The organism is Posidoniimonas polymericola (assembly GCF_007859935.1).
Lineage (GTDB): Bacteria > Planctomycetota > Planctomycetia > Pirellulales > Lacipirellulaceae > Posidoniimonas > Posidoniimonas polymericola.
In genome coordinates this window covers 716,772-742,145 of the sequence record NZ_SJPO01000002.1, presented here as the reverse complement: position 1 = coordinate 742,145, position 25,374 = coordinate 716,772, and the positions used below count along the sequence as shown (strand labels likewise).

Genomic DNA, 25,374 nt, shown 5'->3' with positions numbered 1-25,374 from the left:
GTCGCCTCACGGCCCAGCAATTCTAGAACCCCTGCCGGCCGCCAGCAAGGCGAGCCGGAGCGTAAGTCCGGTCAGAGTGAACACTTCCGCCCTGGCTTGCGTTAAAAGGGGTAAACCGAGCGTCCGCAGTCCCCAAACGCCCCCATCCCGACAAGTGCCGATGGAATCCAATAAGAAGCCCTCGTCTTCGGAGAAGAACAAGAAGCCGTCTCCCCACGGCGGGAGCTACATGTGGTACCTGCTCGGCCTGGGGGTGCTGCTGCTGCTGATGGTGACCATCTTCACCAACAGCTCCAAGAAGGAGATCGCCTGGTCCGACCTGGTGCAGTTGGTCAAGCAGAGCAAGCAGACCGAGTCGGGCGACGAGGAATACCGCCACTGGATCGAGATCGAGGACACGTCTTCCAAGACGCCCAAGCGGGTCAAGCTGGCCAACCTCTCCGACGTCATGGTCTCGACGAGCAAGGTGACCGGCACGGTCGAGTGGATCGAGATCGACCGCGAGACCGGCGAGGCGATCCCCGGCGAGCGTGGCTCGCTGGAGCGGCCGTTTGTCAGCTACCGCGATCACAACGACGACCAGATCCTCGAACTGCTAGGCCAGACCGAAATCACGCACCGCGTCGCCCAGCCGGCCGACCCGCTGCTGAGCAACCTGATGTGGTTTGCGGTGTTCATTGGCATGATCGTGCTGTTCCTGCTGCTGCTCCGCCGGATGGGGGGCGCCGGCTCGCCGATGGCGTTCGGACGCAGCCGCGGCAAGCTGTACGCCCAGGAAGATATCGACGTCACCTTTGACGACGTCGCCGGCATCGAAGAGGCGGTCGACGAGCTCCGCGAGGTGGTCGACTTCCTCCGCAACCCCGAACGCTACCAGAGCCTCGGTGGCCGCATCCCCAAGGGCGTGCTGCTGGTCGGGCCCCCCGGCACCGGCAAGACGCTGCTCGGCAAGGCCGTAGCCGGCGAGGCGGGCGTGCCGTTCTTCAGCCTCAGCGGCTCGGACTTTGTCGAGATGTTTGTCGGCGTCGGCGCCGCCCGCGTGCGGGACATGTTCCAGCAGGCAGAGCAGCGCGCGCCGTGCATCGTGTTCATCGACGAGCTCGACGCCCTTGGCAAGACCCGCGGCAGCGGCAACATGGGCGGCCACGACGAACGCGAGCAGACGCTCAACGCCCTGCTGGTCGAGATGGACGGCTTCGGCACCAACAGCGGCATCATCATTATGGGCGCCACCAACCGCCCGGAGACCCTCGACCCCGCGCTGATGCGTCCGGGCCGTTTCGACCGGCACGTGCTGGTCGACCGCCCCGACATCGCCGGCCGTGAAGAGATCATCGAGGTCCACCTGCAGAACATCAAGGTCGACGCCGATGTGGATGTGAAGTCGCTGGCGGCGATCACCAGCGGGTTTGTCGGGGCCGACCTGGCCAACGTGGTCAACGAGGCCGCCCTGCTCGCCGCCCGCAACGGCAAGGAAGTCGTGACGATGGAGGAGTTCAACGAGGCGGTCGAGCGCAGCTCGGCCGGCCTGGAGAAGAAGAGCCGCATCATCCGCGACGACGAGAAGCAGCGGGTCGCCTTCCACGAGGCGGGCCACGCGCTGGTCGCTTACTCGCTGCCCAACACCGACCCGGTGCACAAGGTGAGCATCATCCCGCGCGGCCTGGCCGCGCTGGGGTACATGATGCAGCGGCCCAGTGAGGACCGCTTCCTGATGACCCAGAGCGAGCTCGAGAGCCGCATTCAGGTCTGCCTCGCCGGCACCGTGGCCGAGGAAATGGTCTTCGACGACGTCTCGTCCGGAGCCCAGAACGACCTCGAACGCGCCACCGAGATGGCACGCAGCATGGTCATGGACTACGGCATGAGCCGCCTGGGACGGGTCAACTACCGCGACTCCAACCGCAGCGCGTTCCTGGCCGGTTCCGACGGCCCGCGGATGCAGCACCACAGCGAGCAGACCGCCCGCGAGATCGATCAGGAGGTCAAGCGGATCATCGACGAGGGCCTCGAGCGGACCCGCCACATCCTCGAAACGCGGCGCCCCGTTTTGGAGAACATCACCAAGTCGCTCCTGAAGTACGAGGTGATCGATTCCGAACAGCTCAAGGAGCTGATCGAGCAGAGCTCGTCCAGTCCGCGGATTGTGCCGGGGACCGACTCCGAACGGAAGAACCAGCAAGCCGGCGGCTCGGAGCCCGCCGCCGACGGCGACGCCGCCAGCGGCTAGCTCAGCGGCACGCCCACAGTCCCAGGCGTGGGGGCCCAGGCGTGCGGGACCAAGCGTAATATCGAAGCAGCGAATGAACTCCAGAGAGCCTCGACCCGGCGTGGGTCGAGGCTCTTTTTTTGTTGCCGAGCAGATTGACGACCAGCGAGTCCACTGCTAGGGTGCTTCTCTTGCGATTGAGTCTCATTCCCGCACCACGCCGAGACCGCTATGCGTCCCCACTCGCCCGCTGCGGCCACCTCACTGCTCCCTACCTGCCCCGCCCTACCCCGCCACCCTGCTCGGCGGCCCGCCTTTACGCTGGTCGAGCTGCTGGTGGTGATTGCCATCATTGGGCTGCTGATTGCGCTATTGCTGCCCGCGGTCCAGGCCGCCCGCGGCGCCGCCCGCCGGGCCGCGTGCATGAACAACCTGAAGCAGGTCGCGCTGGCCACCCTGAACTACGAGTCGAGCCAGGACAAACTCCCTCCCGCCCGGCTGACCTTCGGCGTCGACGGGACCGACACCCGCAGCAGCAAGTGGTCCCCTCAAGCGCGACTCTTGCCGTACCTCGAAGAGGCGCAGTTTGAGTCGCTCATCGACTACGACCAGGACTATGAGTCGACCGTCTTCGGCGACGGGTTCATCGGCGCCTACCGGGTTTCGGCGTACTTATGCCCCTCCGAGGAGCAGGACACCGTGCGGATCTCCGATGGCCAGCCGATGCACTACCCGCTCAATTACGGCGTCAACCGCGGCGTGTTCCTGGTGTTCGACCCGACCGGAAAGCAGCAAGAGGTCGGGGCGTTCCAGGCGTCGGTCGGGACGAAGATGGCTCAGATTTCTGACGGCACGAGCAAGACGCTGATGCTGGCCGAGGTGAAGGGCTGGACCCCCTACCGCCGCGACGCCTCGCACGCCGACAACACGGTTCCGGCAACCGCCGCGGAGGTCTGCTCGCTGCCGCCGGGCACATTCAAGCAGAATTCTGGCCACACCGAATGGGTCGATGGCCGGTCTCACCAAACGGGCTTTACCGCGGCCCTGACGCCCAACACCCAAGTGACGCAGTGCGAAGAGGGCTACGATATCGACTGGGTTAGCACCCGCGAGGGCCGCAGCGCCACCGAGGCGACCTACGCGGTAGTCACCTCACGCAGCTACCACGCAGGGAACCTGGTCAACACGGCGATGATGGACGGCTCGGTCCGGACGGTGACCGGTGATATCGATCGCACTGCCTGGTGGGCCGCCGCCACGCGGAACGGCGAGGAGGCGATCGGCCTCGACACGCCGTAGCCGTCACAATCGGCAGATCTGGAGAGCAGCGGGTCCCACAATTCTCACGGTTGTGGGCGCCTCGAACCCAACCAAACCGCCCCCCACGACGTACGGTTGTACGCCCCTGGGTTCTCTCTTTTGGTCGGTTTAGCGGCTGTTTGGCCGCCCACTGCTGGAGCCCCAGGCCACAATCGGTCAAACTACAGGCTCTACCTAACCTCTCCAGATTCTCCTTCCGGGCGCCAGCCCCGAAGGGCTTGGCCCGGAACCCAAGAATACTTATGCGTAATGTCATTTCCCCATTCGTGGGGGCCCCGATCGTGGGCTTTTTGCTGATCTGTGCGTGCGCCCCGCTGGCCCAGTGCGAGCAGCGTGTCGAGGTCCTGACCGACGGCTGGCGGTTTGCGCCCGGCCCCCAGGAGCGCGGCGCCGCCACTGACCTGGCCGACGCGGGCTGGCAGACGGTGCAGATCCCGCACGACTGGGCAATCTCCGGCAAGCCCGACCCGCAGCTCGACGCCGCCACCGGCAAGCTGCCGTGGCGTGGCGAGGGGTGGTACCGCCGGAAGGTGAAGATCTCGGCCGAGGACTCGACCCGCCGCGTCTACCTGCTGTTCGACGGCGTCATGTCGGAGGCTAAGGTGTACGTCAACGGCGAGGAGGCCGGCGGCTGGGACTACGGCTACAACTCGTTCTGGGTTGACGCGACGCAGTTCATCAAGTTCGGCGAAGAGAACGTGATCGCCGTGCACGCCGACACCACCAAGCACCGCAGCCGCTGGTACCCCGGCGCCGGCCTGTACCGGAAGGTGTCGCTGTACGTGTGCGAGGCGATCCACGCCGAGCACTGGGGCACGCACGTGTCGAGCGAGGTGTCGGACTCCGGCGAGGCGACCATCTCGGTCCGCAGCGAGATCCGCAACCATCTGACCACACCGCAGGACATCAGCGCCGAGCTCGTGCTGCTGGGACCCGATGAGCAGGGCGCCATCGCCGGTCCGGTGACCGAGAGCAAGACCATCCCCGCGCAGGGCGCCGTGGTGGTCGAACAAGAATTCAAGCTCAAGGAGTTCGAGGCCTGGGGCGTCGAATCGCCGACGCTCTACTCGGTTCGGCTGCGGGTGATGCAGGAGGACCGCGAGCTCGACCAGACCGTCACCCCGTTCGGCGTGCGGAAGGTGGAGTTCACGCCGAAGTACGGCCTGTACCTCAACGGCAAACGCCTGGAGCTGCGCGGCGTCAACCTGCACCACGACCAGGGCCCGCTGGGCGCCGCGTTCTACCCGCGGGCGATGCAGCGGCAGCTCGAGATCATGAAGGACATGGGCGTCAACGCCATCCGCACCAGCCACAACGCCCCCGCGCCCGAACTGCTCGAGATGTGCGACCGCATGGGTCTGCTGGTGATCGACGAGCTGTTCGACAAGTGGGACGACACCGCCGACCTGCACGACCAGAAGCAGTTCGAGCCGTTCATGCGTCGGAACATCGGCAACTTCGTCCGCCGCGACCGCAACCACCCGTGCGTCATCGTGTGGAGCGTCGGCAACGAGATCGGCGCCATCCTCGGCGCAAAGGACGAGCGCGCGAAGGCCAAGGTCGACTTTGTCGCCGAGCAGTTCCGCCAGCACGACAACTCGCGGCCGCTGCTGATGGCCTGCCACATGCTGCAGGTCCTCGAAACGCAAACGCTCGACTCGATGGACATCCTCGGCTGGAACTACCGGCGGCAGTACCTGCCCTCGCACGAGCGGTTCCCGAAAATGTCGCACATCTACACCGAGTCGGCCTCGGCGCTCAGCACCCGCGGCTTCTACAAGCTGCCGCTGCCGAAGAACAAGACCGACTTCGCGTACGACGAGCGGCAAGTCGACTCCTACGACCACAACGCCGCCAAGTGGGCCGACATCCCCGACGTCGAGTTCGCCCGCATGCAGGCCGACCGCTTCTGCAGCGGCGAGTTTGTCTGGACCGGCTTCGACTACCTCGGCGAGCCAACCCCGTACGACCACAACTGGGACGACGGCAAGCGGCCGGCCGAGGACCAGGCCCGCAGCAGCTACTTCGGCATCGTCGACCTGTGCGGCATGCCCAAGGACCGGTACTACCTGTACCGCAGCCACTGGGCGCCGGCGAGCACGACCATCCACATCCTGCCGCACTGGAACTGGTCCGGCCGCGACGGCGAGCCGACCCCGGTGTACGTCTACACCAACGGCGACGAGGCCGAGCTGCTACTCAACGGCAAGTCGCTCGGCCGCCAGAAGAAGACCGAGGGGAAACCCGAACCGGACGCCGACTCCGATGAGCTGATGGGCTACTACCGACTCCGCTGGGCGGACGTCCCCTACGAGCCGGGCGAGCTCACCGCCGTGGCCTACCTGAAGGGCAAGGAGATCGGCAGCGCCACGATGCGCACCGCCGGCGACCCCGAGCAGCTGCGACTGACCCCCGACCGCAAGCAGCTGGCCGCCGACGGGCTCGACCTCTGCTACGTCCAGATCGAGGTGGTCGACGCGGCGGGCGTGCTCTGCCCGCACGCCGATGCCACGATCAAGATCTCGGTGAGCGGCCCGGCCGAGGCGGTCGGCATCGCCAACGGCGACCCGACCTCGATGAACCCGTTCGTCGGAGATTCTTGCCCGCTGTTCCACGGCAAGGCGATGGTCGTCTTGCGATCAAAGCCCGGCTCCAAGGGCGTGGTCAAGGTCACGGCGAGCAGCGACGGGTTGGAGTCGGCGAGCGCATCGTTCGCGGTCGGCGAGTAGCCGGCCCCGCGCGTCAATCGCCCGCCGGCTTCTCAAGCGACGCCATTGATTCCTGGCGGACGCGGTCGGCGGCGGAGGTCGCGTGGTCGCGCACGACCGTCTCGACGACTACGGCGCCGCGGGCGGGCCGCACGGCGCCGTGCCGCTTGACCGCCACCGCGTGGGTGAACTCGGCGCCGAGCAGGAAGATCATCCCGCTGTAGTAGACCCACGCCAGGATCAGCACCACCGATCCGGCCGCGCCGTACGTGGCGCCGACGTTGGCGTTGGCGAAGTACAGCGCGAGCACCGACTTGCCGACCACGAACAGCAGCGCGGTGACCGCCGCGCCGATCCAGACGTCCGACCACCGCACCAGCGCGTCGGGCAGCCACTTGAACATCGCCGCGAACAGCAGCCCGGCCACCAGCAGGTCGGTCGACAGGCTCACCACGATCGGCGTCATGGCGGTCATCCCGGGCGGCAGGTAGACCGTGATCCACTTGCTGAGCGCCGCCATCACGGTGCTCGCGACCAGCGACACCAAGAGCACGAAGCCGACCCCCAGCACCATCGCGAACGACAGCAGCCGCTTCAGCACGAAGCGGCGGGCGCCGCTCCGCTTGGGCGAGGGCTTCACGTTCCAGACCTCGTTGAGCGCCGCCTGCAGCTGGACCATCACGCCGGACGCGCCGAACAGGAAGATGCCCACGCTCCCCAGCACGCCCAGCGCCGACCGCGGGGCCTGCTGCGCCTTGTCGATCATCTGGTCGATCTGTTTCGCTGCCTCCTCGCCGACCGAGTCCGCCGCCTCGCGTCGGATCGCCTCACGGGCCTGCTGGTTGTCGACCAGGCTCCCCATGCTCGCGACCGAGCCAACGATCATCACGACAATCACTAGCAGTGGAGGCAGCGAAAACAACGCGTAGTACGCCAGCGCCGCCGCCATCCGCGGACACCCATCCTCCGAGAAATCCGCGAACGTTTGTTTAAGCAGTCCGAACATGCGTGGGGCGTCGAGGAGGCAGGGGCGGGGCTGAGTCTATCGTAGTGCGGCCTAGGCCGTTTGGTAACCTGCCGGTCGCCAGCCGGGCGCAGCGATCTCGATCGGTGCAAGACGCCCGCCACTTGCCGGGGCCGCAGCGGAATAATTGCACGGCCAGCTCCGGAGTAATAGCAACAGTGCCATGACCCCCCGCGTGTCCGATTGCCGCTCTGCCCGCGTCCCTCTCCTCTCCGCAGGCCACCCTTCGTCAATTGAAGGACCGTTATGCGCGCCGCCGGTCGTCGAGCGTTCACCCTGGTAGAGCTGCTGGTCGTGGTCGCAATCATGGCGACCTTGATAGCACTCTTGCTCCCAGCAGTGCAGTCCGCCCGCGAGGCTGCCAAGTACTCCTCGCTCCGGGCCGAGGACCGCGCCGCCGTGGCCGAAGCGGCTCCACCCGAGCCGGCTGCCGAGGCCGCGCCGGCGGCGCTGGTCTCGGCGTTTGAGGCCGATGTGGTGCTGACGCCGCGACTCTCCGCGGGGACCGCCACGCCGGAGTCGATCTACGAGTCTCGGTTCGCTGGGGTCATCACCGCCGCCGGAGGGGAGGCGCCCGGCAAATGCCGGATTGAACTGCCGCTGCCCCCGCGAGTGATCTCGCTGGCCGACCTGCGGGTCGAGTCCGATGGCGCGGCCGTTGGGCGGGTAGAGATCGCCGATGGGCGGCTCCGCTGGACAGGCGAGCTGCCGGCCGAGCCGACGCCGCTGAGCGTCACGTACTCGGCGGTTGGCAAGGGACTATTCGAGCTACCGGTGGCGTCAACGGGCGTGCTCGACCGCTACCGGGTGTCGCTCGCCGCGCGGGGGTCGGACGTGCGGCTGCTGGAATTGTCGCTGCAGCCGACCAGCGTCCAGCGGTCGGCCGGCACAAACTACCGCTGGGACTACGAAAGGCTGCTGTTCGGCAGGCCGGTACGCATCGACGTGCTCGGCATTGCGCCGATCGACCGGCTCGGCGAGCTCACCTGGCTCGGTCCGCTGAGCGTGGTCGTGTTCGGGATGGCAGTCGGGCTCGTGGTCCAGGCGAACCCCACGCCCGTGTTCGACCGCTGGATGCTGCTGCTCACCATCGGGGCGTTCGCCGGTGCCTACCCGTTGATGTACTTCTCGCAGGAGTACGTCACGCTGCCGGCAGCGGTGCTCGCGTCGGCTGGCTTCACGATCCTGATCATCCTGCTGCGGACGGTCACGCTGATCGGCGTCTGGCGGGGGACGCTGGGCATCTTCGTCCCGGGGGCGACCATCATGGGGGTCGCGCTCGGCGCGGCGATCTGGCCGCAGTCGCAGGGCATCCTGCTGACCGTGCTGACGCTCGGCTGCTTCATCGGTGCGATGATGCTGATGCCACGCGTCACCGCCAACGCCAACTGGCCTTGGACCGAGGCGGGCACCCACGCTGGCTAGGCGCCGGTCGCGACTACTCCTCGATGAGCTCGCCGCCGGCGACCGTGCTGAGCGCGGCCAGCCACTCCCACTTCTCGTCGACGCGGATGTCGTCGACCTGGTTGGGGTTCACGCCGGTCGCCCTGGGGCCGCTGTGGGCGAGGGCCTCGGTGTGGCCGTCCAGGAAGACGAAAAGCGTGACTCCTGGGTGGGGGCCGCCGAACAGCTGCGAGCTGGTCTCCTGGCCGGTCACGGCCAAGCCGTCCTCGGCGCCACGCAAAATGGTCTCGATGCGGTCGGCGGCGAGGAAGCAGGTGTCGCCCTGCTGGTAGTGGACCCGCTCTTCCGACCAGTCGGGCTCGACCGGCGGCAGGTGCTTCTCGCCGACGGCGAGCGTCTTCGAGAGGCCGTCGGTCACGTGCCGCGACTTGACCTTCGAGCCGCTGTAGATCGGGCCAGCCAGCGTGCGGTCGACCTTGCCGCTGCGGAAATCGTTGCCCTCCATGCCCATGTCCTCCTCGAGTCCGGCGTTGGCGGCGTAGTCGCCCAGCACGGCCGCGTTGCGGACCTGCGGCGCGGCGTCGTCGTTGTCGAAGTCACGGTTGGCGTCGGCCGAGCGACGACTCGGGCACGCGTAGACTTCGATCGGCGTCCGCATCGCCGCGGCGTTCAGTTCCGAGTCGACCCGCTCGCTGGGGTCGCGGGCGTCGTAGATCTGCTGCTCTTCAAGGAAGGGAAGGATCCGAAACGCCCACGACACGCCGTACTGGTCGGTCCGGTCGCGTCCGGTTGGGAAGTAGCCGGCGGTGTCATGGTGGTTTTGCACCGCCAGGCCGATCTCGCGGAGTTGGTTGATGCACTGCGTGCGTCGGGCGGCCTCGCGGGCTGACTGAACCGCCGGCAGCAGCAGCGCGATGAGCGTGCCGATGATAGCGATCACCACCAGCAGTTCGACGAGGGTGAAGGCAGAGTGTGCGGACCGGTAGCCACGAGGCTTCATAGGAAAATCTCGGCAGGGAACGGGGGAGGGGCAGCTGGCGCCGTCGGTTAGGAAGGACGGCGGGCGGGAACCGAAGTTAGTAACCCCGTGCACCGCGATGCGGTGTCGGGCATGCCATCGGCTTGCCGTCATTTTCTAGGCGCGACGGCGGCGGCGTCAACCCGGCAAAGCACAGGTATTTTGCCGCAAGGCGAGATCGCGGGCGAAGTTCCGCGTGGATGGGTCAGATACGAGCCCATGCGAACCCATGCAAAAAGCCCCCCCGATCAAGTCGGAGGGGCTTTTTGGTGGGTAGAAAAAAGGCCGCACCGTTAGCTTCGGTTGTTCCCTTAAGCATTCTTGTGCCTCGGCTTATTGCCGGAGGCCAACGGAACGTGCCCTACTTACAGAAGCGTACGAATCAGCCATTTGTGACGCGTATTTTCCAGAAACATTCGCGGGCCCCCATCGAAAACACCGTAAAGTCATTCAGGACAATGACTTGCCCGCTCTAATCCGCCGCGTCCAAGCAGGCCACGCTAGTAGATGAAGCCCGCACTCAATCGTGCTCCCCAGGATCAAGATGGAGAAATTGCTTACTTTGGAGAACCGCGTCGGGTAGTTCCACTCAAACGCAATTGATTCGGCCAAAGTTGAGTAGATGAAAACTCCAAGCAGGACCGCGCTACTCAGCAGCGAGACCGGGTACGCCCAGCGCACCCCACTTAGCATGGCCCAGCCGAGCAGCGCCTTCGGGCAATGAACGAGCCCGCAGACGACGCCCAGCGCTACAACACTCTTTGCGGCCGTTCCAGCGGGGAAGACCTCGCAAATCGCCGCGATGGCGATCACAAGGCACATCCAAAAAATGGTTCCGGCCTGGTAGCACGTGGTCCACAACGCCGCCTGCCGCAACCGCTCTGGCCTGCGCATCCAGCGGACCAGCGGGTCGGTCACCCTCACCGGCGGGGCGTGCGGTCGCTCTCCATTGAGAAATCGAGCCAGGTCGGCGGCCAGCTCGCCCGCCGATTCGTACCGGTCGCTGGCGTCATGCCGCAGGCACTTCGTCACGATTGCCTGCAGGCCCCGCGGCACGTCAGACCGCGCCGCCGCAAAATCGGGCGCTCGTTCGACCTGCATCTGCTGCAGCAACTGCGGGTAGGTGAGCCCTTGGTAGGGCGTCTGTTTAGTAATCAACTCGAACAGCAGCACTCCCAACGAGTAGATGTCCGCGGCGGGCCAGTCGGCGACCCCACCCGCCGCCTGCTCGGGCGGCATGTAGAGCGGCGTGCCGATCATCATGCTCGAGCTGGTGCAACGGGTCTCGACCGCGTCGAAACCCGCCAGGCCAAAGTCGGTCAGGCGGGGCGAGTAATCGTCGAGAGATAGCGGGCGGCTCGCCGTGGGCTGGAGCAGCACGTTCCCGGGCTTCAGGTCGCGGTGGGTCACGCCCCGGCCGTGGGCGTGCTGCACCGCGTCGACCAGCTTGAGGATGAATCGCACCGCCGGCTCAAAGTCCACTGGCCGAGCCGCACGCGCGAGCCACTCGCCCAAGTCGGGGCCGTCGATGTACTCGGACATAATGTGGGGCGCGGGGCCCTCGAACTCGGTCGCGTAGACCGGCACGATCGCCGGGTGGTCGAGCGTCGCGGCGGCGATCGCCTCGTTGCGGAACCGCTGCATCCGCTGGGCGTGCAGCACCACCTCGGGACGCGGCACCTTGATGGCCACGTCGCGGCCGCCTTGCTCATCGCGGGCGTGGTAAACAATGCCAAAGGCGCCCTGCCCGACCACACCGAGCAAGCGGCAGCCGCCGATCTCCTGCCCCTCGAGGTCGTAGAGGCTGGAAGGGGTAAGCGGGTGCTCGTCCCAGAGCTGGTCGAGTCTGCGGATGATGTCAGAAAGCCCCGGCGAGGCGACCCTGCCCAGGTCGCTTGAGTCGTCGGGTTGCCGGAGGTCGCGCGACACGCTGCTGGCCCTAAGAACCGTCGGTAGGAATCAGTTTTTGCCTGAGCTTGATAACCGCTCGGCTGTAGAGCTTGCGGGCGGCCTCTTCGGTGGTGGCGAGCTGCGCAGCAATCTGGTCGTACGGGATGTTGTCGCGGTGACGCAGCTCGACTATTTGTCGCTGCCGGGGCGGCAATCCCTCAACGGCGCGGGCAAGTTCTTCGTCGGTTTCTCTCCGCCGGGCGATCCGGCTGGCGTTCGGCTCTGAGGAGGCGATCGGCAGGGTCTGCCTAGAATCAATGCCGATCTCGCGGCCGATGTCCCGCCGGGCGGCCCCGCGGTAGCGTCGCCCAACGTCCTGCAGGTTCCGCTGCAGCAACAGACCAATCCACGCCCGAAACTCTTCTTCGTTGGCCCCGTCGAACCGTGCAAAGTCTTGGTGGGCCTCCATCATCGACTGCTGCACCACGTCGGATGCGCCTACCTTGGCGGCCAGGTCGGACCCGATGCCGCGGCGGGCGACGACCAGCAGGTAGCCGTAGAGCCGCTGGCAGATCGCCCCCAGCGCGTCGTCGTCGCCGTTGCGGGCGGCGATCAGGAGCTCGTCCCACGTTCGCGAGGACTGCTTCCCAGAAGGATTGGGGGCCCCGGATGAGTTCATTGCTGCTCAGGCGAAGTAGTCACACGTCACAAACGTCCCCGGGCGGGGCGTCTTCGGATGTCAGCATCTTAATCAGACAGCCACGCCGATTGCGAGCCGGTTCGGCTCCCCACATCGGATCGGAGCCGCGTGAACCCGCGAATCGGCAGCATGGTGGTCGCAATCCGACCAGCGATTGCTAAACGACTAGGGCCGCGTAGTGACTACGGTCGCTCGTCGTCGCGCCCTGCAGGGTGCAGGTCTTCGAGGCGAATGCGACTGCGGACTCGATGGTCTGAGCGAGCGGTCGCCCCTGCGTGACGCCGGCAATGCAGGCAGCGGCAAACGCGTCGCCCGCGCCGACGGTGTCGACCATCGGTTCGGGAGGGGGCGATTTTGCGAACGCCGTTCCGCCCGCTTCGTCGACAGCACAGGCGCCCTCGCCGCCGCAGGTGACGAAGAAGTTCTTCCCGTTAAAGCGTTTGCGAAGCTCTTCTACCGCCGCCGGAGCTTGTTGCGGCGTCTCGCATCCAACCCCCGACAGCTCGGCCAGCTCGTTGTTGTTGAGCTTGGTCCAGGTTGCGTCTTGCAGCAACTCGCCTGCCATGTCGAGGGTAAACCACGGGCGGCGGATGTTGATGTCGACGAACTTGGGGAGCCCGCTCTCGGCCATCAGCCTGCGGATCGTCGTACGCGATGGCTCCGCACGGTACGCCAGGCTGCCGACGTACAGCATGCCAAACCCGCCCTCGGCCAAGACCTGCTCGGGGTAGTGGATGTCGTCGTACGCGCGGTTGGCAAGCAGGTTGTACGAGGGCTCGCCGTCGTTGACGGTCACCTCGACCAAGCCGGTAGGGAGCGTGGCAGAGGTCTGCACGCCGGCGGTGCTCATCCCCCACTCCCGCATCCGCTCGAGGATATTCCGGCCGCTCTCGTCGGAGCCGACCGAGGTCACCATCATGGGCGACATGCCAAACCCGCACAGGTTCCACGCGACATTGAACGGAGCCCCACCAAGGATCCCCCGACCGTCGGGGAACTGATCGATCAGGACTTCGCCAACGATAAGCGGTTGGTCGGGCATGGTTCCTTCAGGGGAGTTGGGTCTCGTTGCGAATGGATTTTGACACGCACGGTGCACGAGTCCGCGTCGGGCCTCACGCATCCTAGGCGTAGCCATGCGACGCGTCGAGGCGCCGTCTAGGCAGCCGCAATCGACCAACCTGCCCGCGTTTTGACCAGCCACGTCGAGGTTGGTTAGAATTGGCTGAGCTCCACAAACTGCGATTCTGTCACCTCCTCCATTGCGAGTCGCCCAGATATGCGTCTGCCCACTCTGCTTTTCGCTGCCGTGCTGTTTGGGGTTGCCGCCAATGTGAATGCGCAGCGAGCGGTCGACCCGCCCGAATCGATTGGCGAAATCGAGGTCGTCGACCAGGCCGCGGAGCAACTGATCGACCCGTCTGCGACCATCGAGGTGCTGGCGACCGACTTCGAATGGAGCGAGGGCCCGGTCTGGCTGCGTGATCAGGGCTGCGTGCTGTTCAGCGACATCCCCCGCAATTCGATCTTCAAGTGGAAAGAGGGCGAGGGGCTCTCGCTGTACCTCAAGCCGTCGGGCTACACCGGCGAGACGCCGCGCGGCGGCGAGCCTGGCTCGAACGGGCTGATGATCGACGCCCAGGGCCGCCTGGTCATGTGCCAGCACGGCGACGCCCAGGTCGCGCGGATGGCGGCGCCGCTGTCGGCGCCCCGGCCGGTGTTCGAGGTCATCGCCGACAAGCTCGACGGCAAACGGCTCAACAGCCCAAACGACCTGGTGATCCACTCCTCCGGCGCAATCTACTTCACCGACCCGCCGTACGGCCGACTCAAGGCGTTCAACGACAAGACCCGCGAGCTCGACTTCCAGGGCGTGTACCGTGTGTCGCCCGAAGGCGAGCTGTCGCTGCTGACCAAGGAGCTGGTCGCGCCGAACGGCATCGCCTTGTCGCCCGATGAGCAGACCCTGTACGTTGCGCAGTCCAACGGCGAGCGGCCGATCTACATGGCGTACGCCGTGCAGGCCGACGGCTCGATCGACGACGGCCGCGTGCTGCTGAACGTCAAGCACCTGGGCCGCCGGCCCGGCAGCCCCGACGGCATGGCCATCGACCGGGACGGCAACCTGTTCGCCACCGGGCCGGGGGGCGTGCTGATCATCTCGCCCGGGGGCAAACACCTGGCGACGATCCGCACCGGCGAGCGGATCGCCAACTGCACGTTCGGCGGCCCCGACGGGCGGACGCTCTTCATGACGTCCGACATGCACCTGTGCCGCGTGCGGGTGAAAACCGCCGGACTTGGGTTCTAGTCGGAGCCTCTTGCTCCCGCACGCCGCGGTCGGCGACGGCCAACGCCGTGCGTTGGAACCGCGGCCTGACGCGATTCTTCCGCTGCTGCGTCCGCCGTTGGCCGGCGCTGGTCGTCACAACCGGCACACTCCTCTTAATGCGATGTGGCAAGTGGTAGCGGACCGGCAATTAGGTCCGAATCGCTCATCGCGTCTATCTAGGGCGACGATACCAAGTGATGGATTTGGGAGGCGTGCCGCAAGGACGCCGCTCAGGTCGGAGCGCACCGGATTGCTGCGCCCGGATCGGTTCCCCTAGCGCCTTCACTGACAAAGACAGAAGGGCGGTATCCGATGGGCGCGGCTCCGATCGCGAGTGAGATGTTTCCCCCTCCACCAAGTTTCCTGAGGAGAGTTAAGATGAACCTTCGTATTTCTGCGTCGGCGCTCGTGCTGGGTGTCGTCGTCGTCCTGGGCAGCGCGTCGGACGCCAATGCGTTCTTCGGCCTGCTGGGCGGCGGCTGTGGCGGTTGTTGTGAGCCCTCCTGTGGTTGCGCCGAGCCGAGCTGCGGCTGCGAGCCCTCGTGTGGCTGCGAAATGGACTGCTGCGACCCTTGCTGCGCCCCGCGCCGCTGCTGCATCCTGGACGGCCTGAAGGGCATGTTCAAGCGTCGTTCGTGCTGTGCCGACTCGTGCTGCGAGCCGAGCTGCTGTGCCGCTGAGCCCACCTGCTGCGCCGCTGAGCCCAGCTGTGGCTGCGAGCCTTCCTGCGGTTGCGAGCCGAGCTGCGGCTGCGAAGCCGACATGTGCTGTGACCCGTGCTGCGCCCCGCGCCGCTGCTGCATCCTGGACGGCCTGAAGGGCCTGTTCAAGCGTCCCAGCTGTGGCTGCTGCGAGCCGACCTGCGGCTGCGAGCCCTCGTGTGGGTGCGCCGCTCCGAGCTGCGGCTGCAACTGAGGCGACTGATTGAGAGCTTCGCTCCCCTCCTCTGGGGCGCGATCACGATAACACAGCCGCCGTGCCCCCTGGGCACGGCGGCTGTTGTCGTTTCGGTGGGCCGGCGCCGCTGCGGGCCGCAGGCTCCTCCATCAACTCCCAGCTCGGCATCACCCGCGACAACATTACGATCTCCGGTAAGAGGGCGCCACGGCGGCCGCAGCGGTCTCGCGTACCGAGGTTCTCTAGTACGACTCGTCGCCGACGATGGTCGACCTGGCGCGGTAGATCTCGAGGTCAACGTCGTCGGAGGTCCACGCGACGTGGCCATCCAGGAAGGCGAACTGGCCGCCGCCCGGGTGCTGGCTGCCGAAGGCGCCGTTTTGGCGGTCGACCATCCGCCCCGCGCCCGGCTGGGTGTTGAGCGGGTTGTCGGTCGTGCGGAGGCAGTCCGCGTACGCCAGCGCATAGGTCCAGGTGTTAGACGACTCGTAAACGTCCGCCAGCACGACCTCGCCGACCGCCACCGTGCCCGACAGGCCATCGGTCACCTGCGACGGCTTGCGGCGGGTGACGTAAACAAACGGGCCGGTGTTGTGGTACTTGACTGCGTCGAGCGCCTGGCCTGCTTTGTAGTACCCGGCCGAAGAGGGCGACCGGCTGGCGCCGAGCGAGCCGTGCACCATCGCGTAGCTCCCGGTCGCGGCGATCACCGGGTCGTAGACGTCGCTCAGCGCGGCGGCGGTGTCGGTGGGGCAGACGAACACCGCGGGACGCTGCTTGATCGCCTTGCACTTGGCCAGATCGTCGTACCAGCCAAGGTCGTCGACGTTGCGGTTCCACAGGCCGCCGATCTCAACCGACAGCTGCGCGTACAGGTCGAGCTCCTCGAGTTCAGGCAGGATCGCCACGAAGCCGCTCGCGGCGGTTAGCTCCTCGGTCGGCAGGCCGGGGCGGCACGCGGGGATCGGCGGCGGGCCGGTCGTGTCGTCGCAGCCAATCCGCCCGGGCGGAAAGGAACGCCGCGCGGACTCGTGATTGGCGATCGCCAACGTGATCTGCTTGAGCCGGTCGGCGCAGCCCATCCGTCGGGCCGACTCGCGGGCCGCCTGCACCGCGGGCAGCAGGAGTGCTACCAGCACCCCGATGATGGCGATCACCACCAACAGCTCGACCAGACTAAACCCGGCGGCGCTAAGCCCCGCTGAACGACAGCCATCGGTCGTGACGCGGCGGCACGGGCGACTGGCCGATTGGTGGGCCGACTGGTGGGCTCTTGGCATGGTCCTGCTCCCACCCGCCCGTTTTGACCAGAACGGTCCAATACCCGGCGGGCCTCGCGACACAGTATAGTAGGTCCGGATGATGCCTGAAAGAAAATCCACGCCTGCTCTCCCGAACGCCGCGCCGCCGCGCGACGCGCCAGGGAGGGAACGGGCGGAGGACGTTGGCTCGTGCTACCGGCGGGCCTACCCGCGGCTGGTCGCGATTGCCGCCGGCGTGCTCGGCCGCGTCGACGGCGCCGAGGACGTCGTGCAAGATGCCGTGGAAATCACTATCGCCAAGCAGAAGCAGTTCGACTCCGAGCCCGCAGTCGTGCGGTGGCTCGCGGGCGTCGTCCGCCATTGCGCGCTCAACGTCCGCCGCCGGCGCCGCACGCGACGCACCTACGCGTCCGACCCGACCGACCTGACCACCGTGGCCGACCTGTCCGGCGACACGCACTCGCCGGTCCACCCCCGTAGCGGTGACCTCAGCCCACTGCAGTCCGCGTTCGACGACCACGTGCTAGCGGCCCTGGGCGAATTGAGCGAAGACGCCCGGTGCTGCCTGCTGCTGCGGGTGGTGCACCAATTGTCTTACAGCGAGATCAGCGAGCTGACCGGCCTGGCCGAGGGGACCGCGATGAGCCACGTGCACCGCGGCAAGCGCCGGCTACGCGAGCTGCTATCGCTTGCGACGCCGCAGCCTGAACAGACCGTCCCCTCACGGACATGACCAGCCACCCCGCCAACGACGAACCACTCGAGCCGCTGCTCGACGCCCTGCCCCCGGGGCCGGAGCGTGACGCTGCGTTTGCGCGGCTGCGCGAGGCGGGCCGGGGCGGGGAGCTCGACGCGCTGCTCGCGATCGACGACTCCCTCCACCGGCTGTTCCCCGCTGCCGAGGCGCCCGCCGCTCAGGTCGAGGCGATAACCACGCTCACTGCTGGGCCAGCTAAGTCACAACTCTGGCGGCGGGCAGTGCTCGGCGCCGGGTTGGGGGCCGCGGCGGCCGTGCTGGCGGCGGTGTTACTGCCATCAGCCGGCGGCCCCGCCGTGGCGCCCTACTTCGAGCCAACCGAGCTCGCTGCCCTCTACCGCGACGCGGTCGACAACGGCTTCGAGCCCTACTACGAGTGCGAGGACGATGACCGCTTCGCCGCCGTGTTCGAAAAGCGGCAGGACGCCCCGCTCGTGCTCAAGGAGATGCCGCCCGGCAGCCGCATGCTGGGCCTGTCGTACCCCGGCGGCTTCAGCCGCGACACCACCGCCATGCTGTGCGAGGTCGACGGGCAACCGGTGATGGTGTTCGTCGACCGGCAGGACGCCGACCGGCCCGAGCTGGCAGACCTGCCCGCGGGTTCTGGGCTGCGGGTGTTCCGCTCGGAGCTCCCCGGCGTGGTGCTCTACGAGGTGACGCCGCTCGACGAACCGCGGGCGGCGTCGCTGCTCGCGCCGGCCACGCGATAGCAACGCCGCCGGCGCCCCCCCCGCGATTCCGCTTCGCTATATTTCTTAGCGCCTTTTCTTGGCGCCTTTTCTTTGCGCCGGTGCAATCGATCGCCCGGCTCGCGACACCTGTACTCTGTGCCGGCAATTCTCGTCCGACCGGCCCCAGCCAACTAGGCTCTGGAACAGGAGAATCAGCGTGCGCGCCATCCTCATCGGCTGTGTCCTCTTCATAACGGCGACCGCGTCTGCCGCGTTCCCTCGGGTCCGGCTGGACCCCGTCAGCCAGGGCGAGATCATCTCTCCGGTAGCGATCACCAACGCGGGCGACGGCTCGAACCGCCTGTTCGTCAACGACCAACGCGGCAAGATCCACGTGATCGACGCGGGGACCCTGCTCCCGACGCCGCTGTTGGACCTCGATTCAAAGCTGGTTACCGAGCGGCCCGGGTTCGACGAGCGGGGCCTCTTGGGTCTGGCGTTCCACCCCAACTTCGGCCGAGCAAGCGCCGCGGGCGGTGACAAGTTCTACGTCTACTACTCGGCGCCCCGCCCGGGTGGCGACCCCGACGACCCAGTCAACCCGATCAATCACCAGAGCGTCGTGGCGGAGTACTCAGTCGACTCGATCGGCGCGAGCACGGCCAGCCTCACTTCTGAACGCGTGCTGATGACGTTCGACGAGCCGCAGTTCAACCACAACGCCGGCTACCTCGGCTTCGGCCCGGACGGCATGCTCTACATTACTACCGGCGACGGCGGCGGCGGCGGCGACAACGAGGCCGGCCACACCGGCGGCGGGCCCGGCACGCTGAACGACGCCGTCACCGGTAACTTTGGCAACGCCCAGGACCGCTCGAAGCTGCTCGGCAAGGTGCTGCGGATCGACGTCGCCGGCACGAACGGGCCGGGCGGTCAATACGGCATCCCCGCTGACAACCCGTTTGTCGGCGAGGCCGGCGTCCGCGAGGAAATCTACGCCTACGGCCTCCGCAACCCGTGGCGGGCGACCTTCGACGGCGACCGCCTGTTTGTCGCCGACGTCGGCCAGGGCAACGTTGAAGAGATCAACCTCATCGAGTCGGGCGGCAACTACGGCTGGCGGATCAAGGAGGGGACCTTTGACTTCGACAACACGGTCTCGCCGAACCCGGCCGCCCCGCTGATCGACCCGGTCGCCGAGTACACCCGCGCCGGCCGCAACAACGGCCTGCAAGAGATCGGCATCTCGGTGACCGGCGGCGTGGTCTACCGCGGCTCGGAATTCCCCGAGCTGGTTGGCAAGTACCTGTTCGGCGACTTCAGCACGGGCTTCGCCCCCGCCAACGGCACGCTGCTCGGCCTGGAAGAGACCAGCCCGGGCCAGTTCGACCTCGACGTGCTCGACGTTGTTGGTGGCAACCCAATCGGCGAGTACGTGCTCGCCTTCGGCCTCGACGAGAACGGCGAAGCGTACGTCGCCACCAAGACGACCCTGGCCCCCAGCGGGCTGGACCCGGTCAGCGGCCTGCCGACCGGCGCCATCTACCGGTTGGTCGCGGTCCCCTCGCCCTCCGCTACGCCGCTGCTCGCGACGCTGATTCTGTTCCTCATGCCCCGGAAGATTTGGCCGTGATCGACCGCCCAGACGCCGCTACCCGCCGAAGCGCGATCGCCGCGCTCGTCACGCTGCTGCCCATCGCATGCGGTGTGGCGGGCGCTGCATCGTTGCACTCCGACGACTTCGCGCCCGCGGGGACTTCTGGGTGGACCGGAGGAAGCTTCGGCGGGCAGATCACCACGCGGCAGTCAACCGACGGCCCCGCTGGCGCGGGCGACCCGTTCCTGCAGCTCCAGACCACCGCCGCAAACCTTGCCACCCACAACAGCACGGCGGCCTGGACGGGCGACTTCTCCGCGCTCGACGCCGCGCGGGTGACGGTCGACCTGCGTAGCGAGCCCGGCTCGCAGCCGCTGGCGATGCGGCTGGTGCTGTTTGGCCCGGGCTCGACCAGCTTCCGCTGGACCTCAGCGACCCCGGCCGACGTGCCCGCCGACGGCGTCTGGCGGAGCTACGAGTTCTCGCTCGCACAGGAGGCGCTGTCGCTGGTCCAGGGCGTCACAACCTACGAAGCGTTGATGCCCAATGTGTTCCGCGTGATGCTCCGCCACGACCCGGGCGGCGCGTCGGCCGGCGGTCAGGCGGTCACCGCCACGCTCGGCATCGATAACCTGCGGCTCGCGTCGGCTCCGATCGCCGGCGACTACAACGCGGACGGCGCCGTCGACGCGCTCGACTACGCGGCCTGGACCGCCGCCTACGGGACGACCACCCCCTCACCCGCCGACGGCAACGGCGACGGCTCTGTCGACGCCGCCGACTACACCCTCTGGCGCGACGCGTCCGGCGCCGCTGTCGCGACGCACGGCGCGCCCGAGCCCGCCGCCCTCGCACTGCTGGCCTGCAGCTGCCCGGCAATCTGCCGGCGGCGATGATCCCTCAGCTTGAAACAAACCGTCTCAACCCTGCCTGCCTCCCTCACAAGGACCTGGAGCCGACTGATGAAAAAGTTTTTGACGCTGACGCTACTGCTGACCGCCGCCCCGGCGCTGGCCCACACCAGCCTGTACGAAATGTCGTTCTCCGGGCCTAGCTCGTCGGGCACGGGCACGGGTCTGGTGACCGTCGACCCGCACGCGTGGACGATGCGTGTCGAGGCCGACTTCAGCGGCCTGACGGGCAACGTCACCGCGGCCCACATCCACTGCTGCACGCTCGAGCCGTTCGCGGGCAACGCGGGCGTCGCCAGCCCGACGCCGACCTTCCCCGGGTTCCCCAGCGGGGTGACCGCGGGCAGCTACGACATGATCTTCGATATGACCGACGCGGGGAGCTACAACGCGGCGTTCATCACGGCCAACGGCGGCACAACCTCGTCCGCGTTCGCCGCGCTCATGAGCGGATTCGACGGCGGCAACGCCTATCTCAACATCCACACCACAGCAATCGGCAGCGGCGAGATCCGCGCCTACCTGACAAGCGTCCCCGAGCCGACCGCCGCGGGCGTCGGACTGCTGGCGCTGAGCCTGCTGGGCGTGCGTCGGGGGCGACGCGATTGATCCGCATAGCGTGTTCCAAGCGGTGAGAGACCGCCTTCCGCGCCGCTGCGTCCACACTAGGGCGCGGCGGCGTTTGGCGTGTGCGGCCGCGGCGCCCTAGCAGACCTTCGCCACGACGAAGGTCAGGTCGTCGTCCTGCGAGAGGTCGCCGCGGTAGTTGGCCAGCGAGTCGCGGATTGCCTGGCTGATCTCCTCGGCCGACGCGCCGGCGTGCTTGCGGACCAGCTCGCGGAGCCGGTCGGTCCCGTACAGCTCCTCGCTCTGGTTGATGGTCTCTTCCAGGCCGTCGGTGGTGGTCAGCACAACGCTGCCCGGTCGGACGCCAGCCAGCACGTGCTCCTCGTACTCCTCACCCTCCATCAAACCCAGCGGCAGGCCGCCGCCGTCGAGCTCGGCGAAGGTATCGGTCGAAGGGTCGTAGACCAGCGGCGGGCCGTGGCCGGCCGACGCCCAGCGGAGCTCGTCGCGGTCGCCGGAGAGGGTGACCAGCAGCATCGTCATGAACCGCTCGCCCTGCGTGTCGACCACCAGCATCTCGTTGAGGTGCCCGAGGAAGTCGGCCAGCGAGCCGGGCGCCTCGCAGCGGCTGCGGAGGATGCCGCGGGCGGTCGCCATCAGCAGGGCCGCCGCCACGCCGTGGCCCATGACGTCGCCGATGACGATGACGGCCGTGTCGTCGTCGGCGCCGCTGAGGTCGAGGAAGTCGAAGTAGTCGCCGCCGGTCTCGTCGCAGTAGGTGCTGTGCCCGGCGATGTCGAGCCCGCGGAGCGCGGGCGCGTCGGCCGGCAGCAGGTTGCGCTGCACCTCCATCGCCAGCGAAAGCGACTTCTGCATGCGGATGCGGTCTTGCAGCCCCTCGGCCATCTTGTTGATCTCGCTGGCGAGCAGCTCGTACTCCGGCGCGTGGCGGATAGCGATGCGGGTCTCGAGGTCGCCCTGGCCGATCCGCCGCACCGAGGTCATCAGCCGCGTGAGCGGCGCCACCAGCCACCGCGCCGCCGCCAGGCCGAGCGCCACCGCCAGCGCGACCGCGATTAGACTCGTGATCCAGCTGCTGGCGAACTCGTCTTCGATATCGCCGAGGAAGTCGCGCTGGGGGATCACCGTCAGCAGCAGCCAGTCGAGCCCGACCGCCTCACCCACCCGCGACGCCCGCAGGTAGTGGTCCTCTCCTTCGATCTCGACTCGTGTGCGGGCGCCGTCTGCCTCTACCTGATCGGACGCCAGCAGTGCGGCGGCGTTGATCAACGGCGACTTTGATTCCCCTAGCTTGATCTGCTCTGCCTCGGCCGAAACCACCGGCGAGCCGTCCGAGGTCGCCAGCAGCCGCGCGTCCCGCGACACCAACAGCGCCACGCCCGACTTACCGACCTTCAGACTGCCGAGGTACCGCGAGAGGTCGTTGAGGGAGAAGTCGGCGTCGACCACGCCGACAAACCGCCCGTCACTCATGATGGGGATGCCGAACGAGATGCCGAGGGTCGGCTCGTCGGCCTCGCCGCCGCCGACCCACACGTACGGCTCGCTCCACGAGTCGCGGCCCGCGTCGCGGGGCGTCTTGAACCAGGGGCGGGTCTCGACCTGGAAGTCGAACTTGTTCTGCGCGTCCTCGACCGGCCCGCCGGCGTCGTCCAGCCGCCACTCGAGCATCGTCGGCGCCGAGCCGTCCTCCTTGATCGCCCAGTAGTGGCGCCCGTCTGCGTAGCGGGTGACCCACGCGGCCCGGCCGTCGGCGTCGCCCCAGGCGATGGAGCTCAGCATGTCGAAGGCGCGGGCCTCCTCAACGAACGTCTGCCGCCAGGACGCGAGGTCGCCGGGCGGCAGCGTGGCGTTGGCGATCAGGTGCTCGTTGACCTGGCACACCCGCAGCGGCATCGAGAGGACGTCGGTGATCTTCTCGGCCGTGGCGTCGTGGATCTGCTCGATGTACCGGTCGGCCAGCTCGTTGATCGCGTCCTGCGACTGCTGGTTCCAGTTGTGCGAGAGGTAAAGGCCCAGCGCCAGCACCGGCGCCGCAAACAGCAGCGGGGCCAGGATCTTGATCGGGAGTCGGTTGAGCATCGCGGCGTCGAGGCTTTCGGTCGGAGAAATGTAGGGTCAGCCGACCATAAGCCCACGCAAGAGGGCCCGCAACCGACCACCCCCCGATTTGCCGGCTGCCCGAAGCTTTCGCTCCTCGCCGCCAGCAGGAATAATGCGGCTGCGGGAATATTTCACGCCGCCGCCGGCGAATGCCCCTCGCAGGCCTCTCGTTGAACCACGCCCTAGGGAGTCGACCCATGCTCGGACGCCGTGTCATGTATTCGCTGATGCTGCTGGCGATGGCGCCGCTTGCGGCCGCCCAGAACGCGCTGCCGTTCAACAACGCCGCGGTCGGGCCGGGTGGCAACAACGTAATGCTCGGCCCGGGGCAGGGGCAGGGTCTCAGCAACGGCTCGGGGGGCGGAGCCAACGCCGACTTCGACAGCCTGATCGACCTGATCGCGTCGACTGTCGCCTCCGAGACCTGGGCCGAGAACGGCGGTGGCGAGGCCGAGATCCGCCCGTTCGTCGGCGGTGTCTGGGCCGACGCCCAAGGCGTGCTGCGGGAGGCGTCCGCCAACCGGTCCACCGAACAGGGCAGGGCGGCCCTAGCGGCCGACCTCGCCAAGCTCCGGACCAGCGTCGCGTCGCGCGTCGAGGCGGCGTTGGGTAAGTCCGCGATGAGCGGGTCCGACGCGCGGCGGCCGTCGGGCCTACGCTGCATTTCGCTGCCGCGGCTCGAAAAAGAAATGGAGCGGTTGCTGGCGGCCGGCCAGCCGCTCGACGAGGCGATGCTCACCCTCGCCGGGCTTCAGCGGGTGGAGTACGTGCTCGTCTTTCCAGAGTCCGGCGACTTGGTCCTGGCCGGCCCGGCCGGCGATTGGCGGGTGAGCGACGAGCAGCGGCTGGTCGCGACCGACACCGGCCTGCCGGTAGTGCGGCTCGACGACCTGCTCACCATGATGCGGCGTGACCCGCGGAGCCCGTTCGGCTGCTCGATCGACCCGCGGCCCGAGTCGTTGGCCGCCGCGCAGGCGTACATCACCGAGCACCCCATCCCGTCCGGCCGCCGCGGCCGCGACCGCTGGCTCGAGCAGGTCCGCGACCAGGTCGGCCTGCAGGACCTCTCGTACCTCGGCATGCCGGGCGACACCCGCATCGCCTGTGTGCTCGGCGAGGCCGACTACCACATGAAGCTGATCGGCATGGGTCTGGCCGACGGCGTGGCCGGGATGCAAAGCTACCTCGACTCGATCCGCGTCAAGCCCGGCGAGCCCGCCCCAGCGGTCGGCGCCGTGCGGTGGTGGTTCGGCATGAACTACGCCGCGGTCGAGCAGTCGGATGAGCGCGACGCGTTCCACCTGGTCGGGCAGGGCGTCAAGGTGATGAGCGAGAATGAAGCGATCGCCGCCCGCGGGGCGCGCCGCCCCACCGGCCAGTCGGACGAACTGTCGGCCGGCTTCGCGACCAGCTTCACCGCCAACTTCGCCGCGTTGTGCGATCAGTACCCGGTCTATGCCGAATTGCGCAACGTGTTCGACCTGGCGCTGGTCACCGCGCTGATTCAATCGCACGACCTGCTCCCGGCGAGCGGTTGGCAGCCGGGCCTGATGGTCACGGCCGACGCGCTGCGGCTGCCGCGGTACGCGGCGCCGACCGCGGTGGACACGGTCGCCAACCTGCGGGTGGTCAACCGCCGCCACGTGGTGGCCGGCGTGAGCGGCGGCGTGTGGGCCCAGCCGACCGAGGTGCTCGCCAAGCGGATGCAGGCGTCCAAGCCCGACGGGCCGATGCAGTACGCCCCGACCTCGGCGCCCGAGGGCGCCAGCAACTGGTGGTGGGACGCCGAGTAGCCAGGTCAAGCCTAGACCAGCCCTGCGGTCGGCGAGCTTGAATTGGGGACTGGCTCTCAACCGCCTGACAATGATTGCCTCCGGCGCTAACCTGACTGCGGTTGAGTGCCAGTCCCCATTTCAAGCGGACCAGCGTAGTGGTCCGTCGAAAACGGGGACAGGCACGACGCGGCGTTCTTGCACATCGGCG

The 25,374-nt window shown here is 67.6% G+C and carries 19 protein-coding genes; 12 read left to right on the top strand and 7 right to left on the bottom strand.

The annotated features are described in order from the left end of the window. Nucleotides 1–160 precede the first annotated feature (160 nt). From ftsH to Pla123a_RS06730, 3 genes are all read left to right on the top strand, one after another. Entirely contained in the window at nt 161–2,230 is a 2,070-nt protein-coding gene (ftsH, locus tag Pla123a_RS06740; protein ID WP_146585129.1) for an ATP-dependent zinc metalloprotease FtsH, read from the top strand. 210 nt (nt 2,231–2,440) lie between these two features. Continuing rightward, entirely contained in the window at nt 2,441–3,508 is a 1,068-nt protein-coding gene (locus Pla123a_RS06735; protein ID WP_146585127.1) for a DUF1559 domain-containing protein, read from the top strand. Nucleotides 3,509–3,771: 263 nt separating this feature from the next. Beyond that, a complete protein-coding gene (locus tag Pla123a_RS06730) occupies nt 3,772–6,258 on the top strand; it encodes a glycoside hydrolase family 2 TIM barrel-domain containing protein (RefSeq protein ID WP_146585125.1) in 2,487 nt (828 codons plus the stop codon). Between the two features lie 13 nt (nt 6,259–6,271). Here the strand turns inward: Pla123a_RS06730 and Pla123a_RS06725 are convergent, their stop codons facing one another. Beyond that, nucleotides 6,272–7,243, bottom strand: coding sequence for a YihY/virulence factor BrkB family protein (locus Pla123a_RS06725; protein ID WP_146585123.1), 972 nt, complete (start codon nt 7,241–7,243; stop codon nt 6,272–6,274). Between the two features lie 264 nt (nt 7,244–7,507). On the opposite strand from Pla123a_RS06725, the gene Pla123a_RS24935 reads away from it, so the two are divergent. Continuing rightward, nucleotides 7,508–8,686: a type II secretion system protein gene (locus Pla123a_RS24935; protein WP_231956345.1), complete on the top strand. Its 1,179-nt coding sequence runs from the start codon at nt 7,508–7,510 to the stop codon at nt 8,684–8,686. A gap of 13 nt (nt 8,687–8,699) precedes the next feature. Here Pla123a_RS24935 and Pla123a_RS06715 read toward each other — a convergent pair whose 3' ends face one another. The 4 genes from Pla123a_RS06715 to Pla123a_RS06700 form a co-directional block, all read right to left on the bottom strand. Next, nucleotides 8,700–9,665: a DUF1559 family PulG-like putative transporter gene (locus tag Pla123a_RS06715; protein ID WP_197527749.1), complete on the bottom strand. Its 966-nt coding sequence runs from the start codon at nt 9,663–9,665 to the stop codon at nt 8,700–8,702. 468 nt (nt 9,666–10,133) lie between these two features. Next, on the bottom strand, nt 10,134–11,612 hold the full coding sequence (locus Pla123a_RS06710) for a serine/threonine-protein kinase (protein WP_146585119.1): 1,479 nt from the start codon (nt 11,610–11,612) through the stop codon (nt 10,134–10,136). 10 nt (nt 11,613–11,622) lie between these two features. Beyond that, complete coding sequence (locus Pla123a_RS06705) at nt 11,623–12,252, bottom strand: RNA polymerase sigma factor (RefSeq protein WP_146585117.1); 630 nt, start codon at nt 12,250–12,252, stop codon at nt 11,623–11,625. 178 nt (nt 12,253–12,430) lie between these two features. After that, nucleotides 12,431–13,315 carry a PfkB family carbohydrate kinase gene (locus tag Pla123a_RS06700; protein WP_197527748.1) on the bottom strand — a complete coding sequence of 295 codons (885 nt, stop codon included), beginning with the start codon at nt 13,313–13,315 and terminating at the stop codon, nt 12,431–12,433. Between the two features lie 237 nt (nt 13,316–13,552). Between Pla123a_RS06700 and Pla123a_RS06695 the strand changes: the two genes are divergently transcribed. Together Pla123a_RS06695 and Pla123a_RS06690 are read left to right on the top strand one after the other, a co-directional pair. Next, entirely contained in the window at nt 13,553–14,584 is a 1,032-nt protein-coding gene (locus tag Pla123a_RS06695; RefSeq protein ID WP_146585113.1) for an SMP-30/gluconolactonase/LRE family protein, read from the top strand. A 399-nt stretch (nt 14,585–14,983) separates the two neighbouring features. Further along, nucleotides 14,984–15,520: a keratin-like protein gene (locus tag Pla123a_RS06690; RefSeq protein ID WP_146585111.1), complete on the top strand. Its 537-nt coding sequence runs from the start codon at nt 14,984–14,986 to the stop codon at nt 15,518–15,520. 224 nt (nt 15,521–15,744) lie between these two features. Here the strand turns inward: Pla123a_RS06690 and Pla123a_RS06685 are convergent, their stop codons facing one another. Further along, a complete protein-coding gene (locus Pla123a_RS06685; protein WP_146585109.1) occupies nt 15,745–16,782 on the bottom strand; it encodes a DUF1559 family PulG-like putative transporter in 1,038 nt (345 codons plus the stop codon). Nucleotides 16,783–16,864: 82 nt separating this feature from the next. Between Pla123a_RS06685 and Pla123a_RS06680 the strand changes: the two genes are divergently transcribed. The 5 genes from Pla123a_RS06680 to Pla123a_RS06660 all read left to right on the top strand — a co-directional run bounded on the left by Pla123a_RS06680 (nt 16,865) and on the right by Pla123a_RS06660 (nt 21,309). Then, nucleotides 16,865–17,497, top strand: coding sequence for an RNA polymerase sigma factor (locus Pla123a_RS06680; RefSeq protein ID WP_197527747.1), 633 nt, complete (start codon nt 16,865–16,867; stop codon nt 17,495–17,497). Continuing rightward, nucleotides 17,494–18,231, top strand: coding sequence for a hypothetical protein (locus tag Pla123a_RS06675; RefSeq protein ID WP_146585106.1), 738 nt, complete (start codon nt 17,494–17,496; stop codon nt 18,229–18,231). Before Pla123a_RS06680 ends, Pla123a_RS06675 begins: the two co-directional genes overlap by 4 nt. 178 nt (nt 18,232–18,409) lie before the next feature. Beyond that, nucleotides 18,410–19,825, top strand: coding sequence for a PQQ-dependent sugar dehydrogenase (locus Pla123a_RS06670; protein WP_197527746.1), 1,416 nt, complete (start codon nt 18,410–18,412; stop codon nt 19,823–19,825). Beyond that, nucleotides 19,822–20,685: a dockerin type I repeat-containing protein gene (locus tag Pla123a_RS06665; protein ID WP_146585102.1), complete on the top strand. Its 864-nt coding sequence runs from the start codon at nt 19,822–19,824 to the stop codon at nt 20,683–20,685. Before Pla123a_RS06670 ends, Pla123a_RS06665 begins: the two co-directional genes overlap by 4 nt. A 66-nt stretch (nt 20,686–20,751) precedes the next feature. Then, the gene (locus Pla123a_RS06660) at nt 20,752–21,309 is read left to right on the top strand and encodes a CHRD domain-containing protein (RefSeq protein ID WP_146585100.1); all 558 of its coding nucleotides are present in this window, start codon (nt 20,752–20,754) and stop codon (nt 21,307–21,309) included. 96 nt (nt 21,310–21,405) lie between these two features. On the opposite strand, the gene Pla123a_RS06655 is transcribed toward Pla123a_RS06660, so the two are convergent. Continuing rightward, on the bottom strand, nt 21,406–23,370 hold the full coding sequence (locus Pla123a_RS06655) for a SpoIIE family protein phosphatase (protein WP_146585098.1): 1,965 nt from the start codon (nt 23,368–23,370) through the stop codon (nt 21,406–21,408). A gap of 218 nt (nt 23,371–23,588) precedes the next feature. Between Pla123a_RS06655 and Pla123a_RS06650 the strand changes: the two genes are divergently transcribed. Further along, entirely contained in the window at nt 23,589–25,184 is a 1,596-nt protein-coding gene (locus tag Pla123a_RS06650) for a DUF1598 domain-containing protein (RefSeq protein ID WP_197527745.1), read from the top strand. Nucleotides 25,185–25,374 lie beyond the last annotated feature (190 nt).

Bases quoted from the DNA above. Each gene is read 5' to 3' on its own strand.
- ftsH (WP_146585129.1), top strand. From the start codon at position 161: ATGGAATCCAATAAGAAGCCCTCGTCTTCGGAGAAGAACAAGAAGCCG.
- Pla123a_RS06735 (WP_146585127.1), top strand. From the start codon at position 2,441: ATGCGTCCCCACTCGCCCGCTGCGGCCACCTCACTGCTCCCTACCTGC.
- Pla123a_RS06730 (WP_146585125.1), top strand. From the start codon at position 3,772: ATGCGTAATGTCATTTCCCCATTCGTGGGGGCCCCGATCGTGGGCTTT.
- Pla123a_RS06725 (WP_146585123.1), bottom strand. From the start codon at position 7,243: ATGTTCGGACTGCTTAAACAAACGTTCGCGGATTTCTCGGAGGATGGG.
- Pla123a_RS24935 (WP_231956345.1), top strand. From the start codon at position 7,508: ATGCGCGCCGCCGGTCGTCGAGCGTTCACCCTGGTAGAGCTGCTGGTC.
- Pla123a_RS06715 (WP_197527749.1), bottom strand. From the start codon at position 9,665: ATGAAGCCTCGTGGCTACCGGTCCGCACACTCTGCCTTCACCCTCGTC.
- Pla123a_RS06705 (WP_146585117.1), bottom strand. From the start codon at position 12,252: ATGAACTCATCCGGGGCCCCCAATCCTTCTGGGAAGCAGTCCTCGCGA.
- Pla123a_RS06700 (WP_197527748.1), bottom strand. From the start codon at position 13,315: ATGCCCGACCAACCGCTTATCGTTGGCGAAGTCCTGATCGATCAGTTC.
- Pla123a_RS06695 (WP_146585113.1), top strand. From the start codon at position 13,553: ATGCGTCTGCCCACTCTGCTTTTCGCTGCCGTGCTGTTTGGGGTTGCC.
- Pla123a_RS06690 (WP_146585111.1), top strand. From the start codon at position 14,984: ATGAACCTTCGTATTTCTGCGTCGGCGCTCGTGCTGGGTGTCGTCGTC.
- Pla123a_RS06685 (WP_146585109.1), bottom strand. From the start codon at position 16,782: ATGCCAAGAGCCCACCAGTCGGCCCACCAATCGGCCAGTCGCCCGTGC.
- Pla123a_RS06680 (WP_197527747.1), top strand. From the start codon at position 16,865: ATGCCTGAAAGAAAATCCACGCCTGCTCTCCCGAACGCCGCGCCGCCG.
- Pla123a_RS06675 (WP_146585106.1), top strand. From the start codon at position 17,494: ATGACCAGCCACCCCGCCAACGACGAACCACTCGAGCCGCTGCTCGAC.
- Pla123a_RS06660 (WP_146585100.1), top strand. From the start codon at position 20,752: ATGAAAAAGTTTTTGACGCTGACGCTACTGCTGACCGCCGCCCCGGCG.
- Pla123a_RS06655 (WP_146585098.1), bottom strand. From the start codon at position 23,370: ATGCTCAACCGACTCCCGATCAAGATCCTGGCCCCGCTGCTGTTTGCG.
- Pla123a_RS06650 (WP_197527745.1), top strand. From the start codon at position 23,589: ATGCTCGGACGCCGTGTCATGTATTCGCTGATGCTGCTGGCGATGGCG.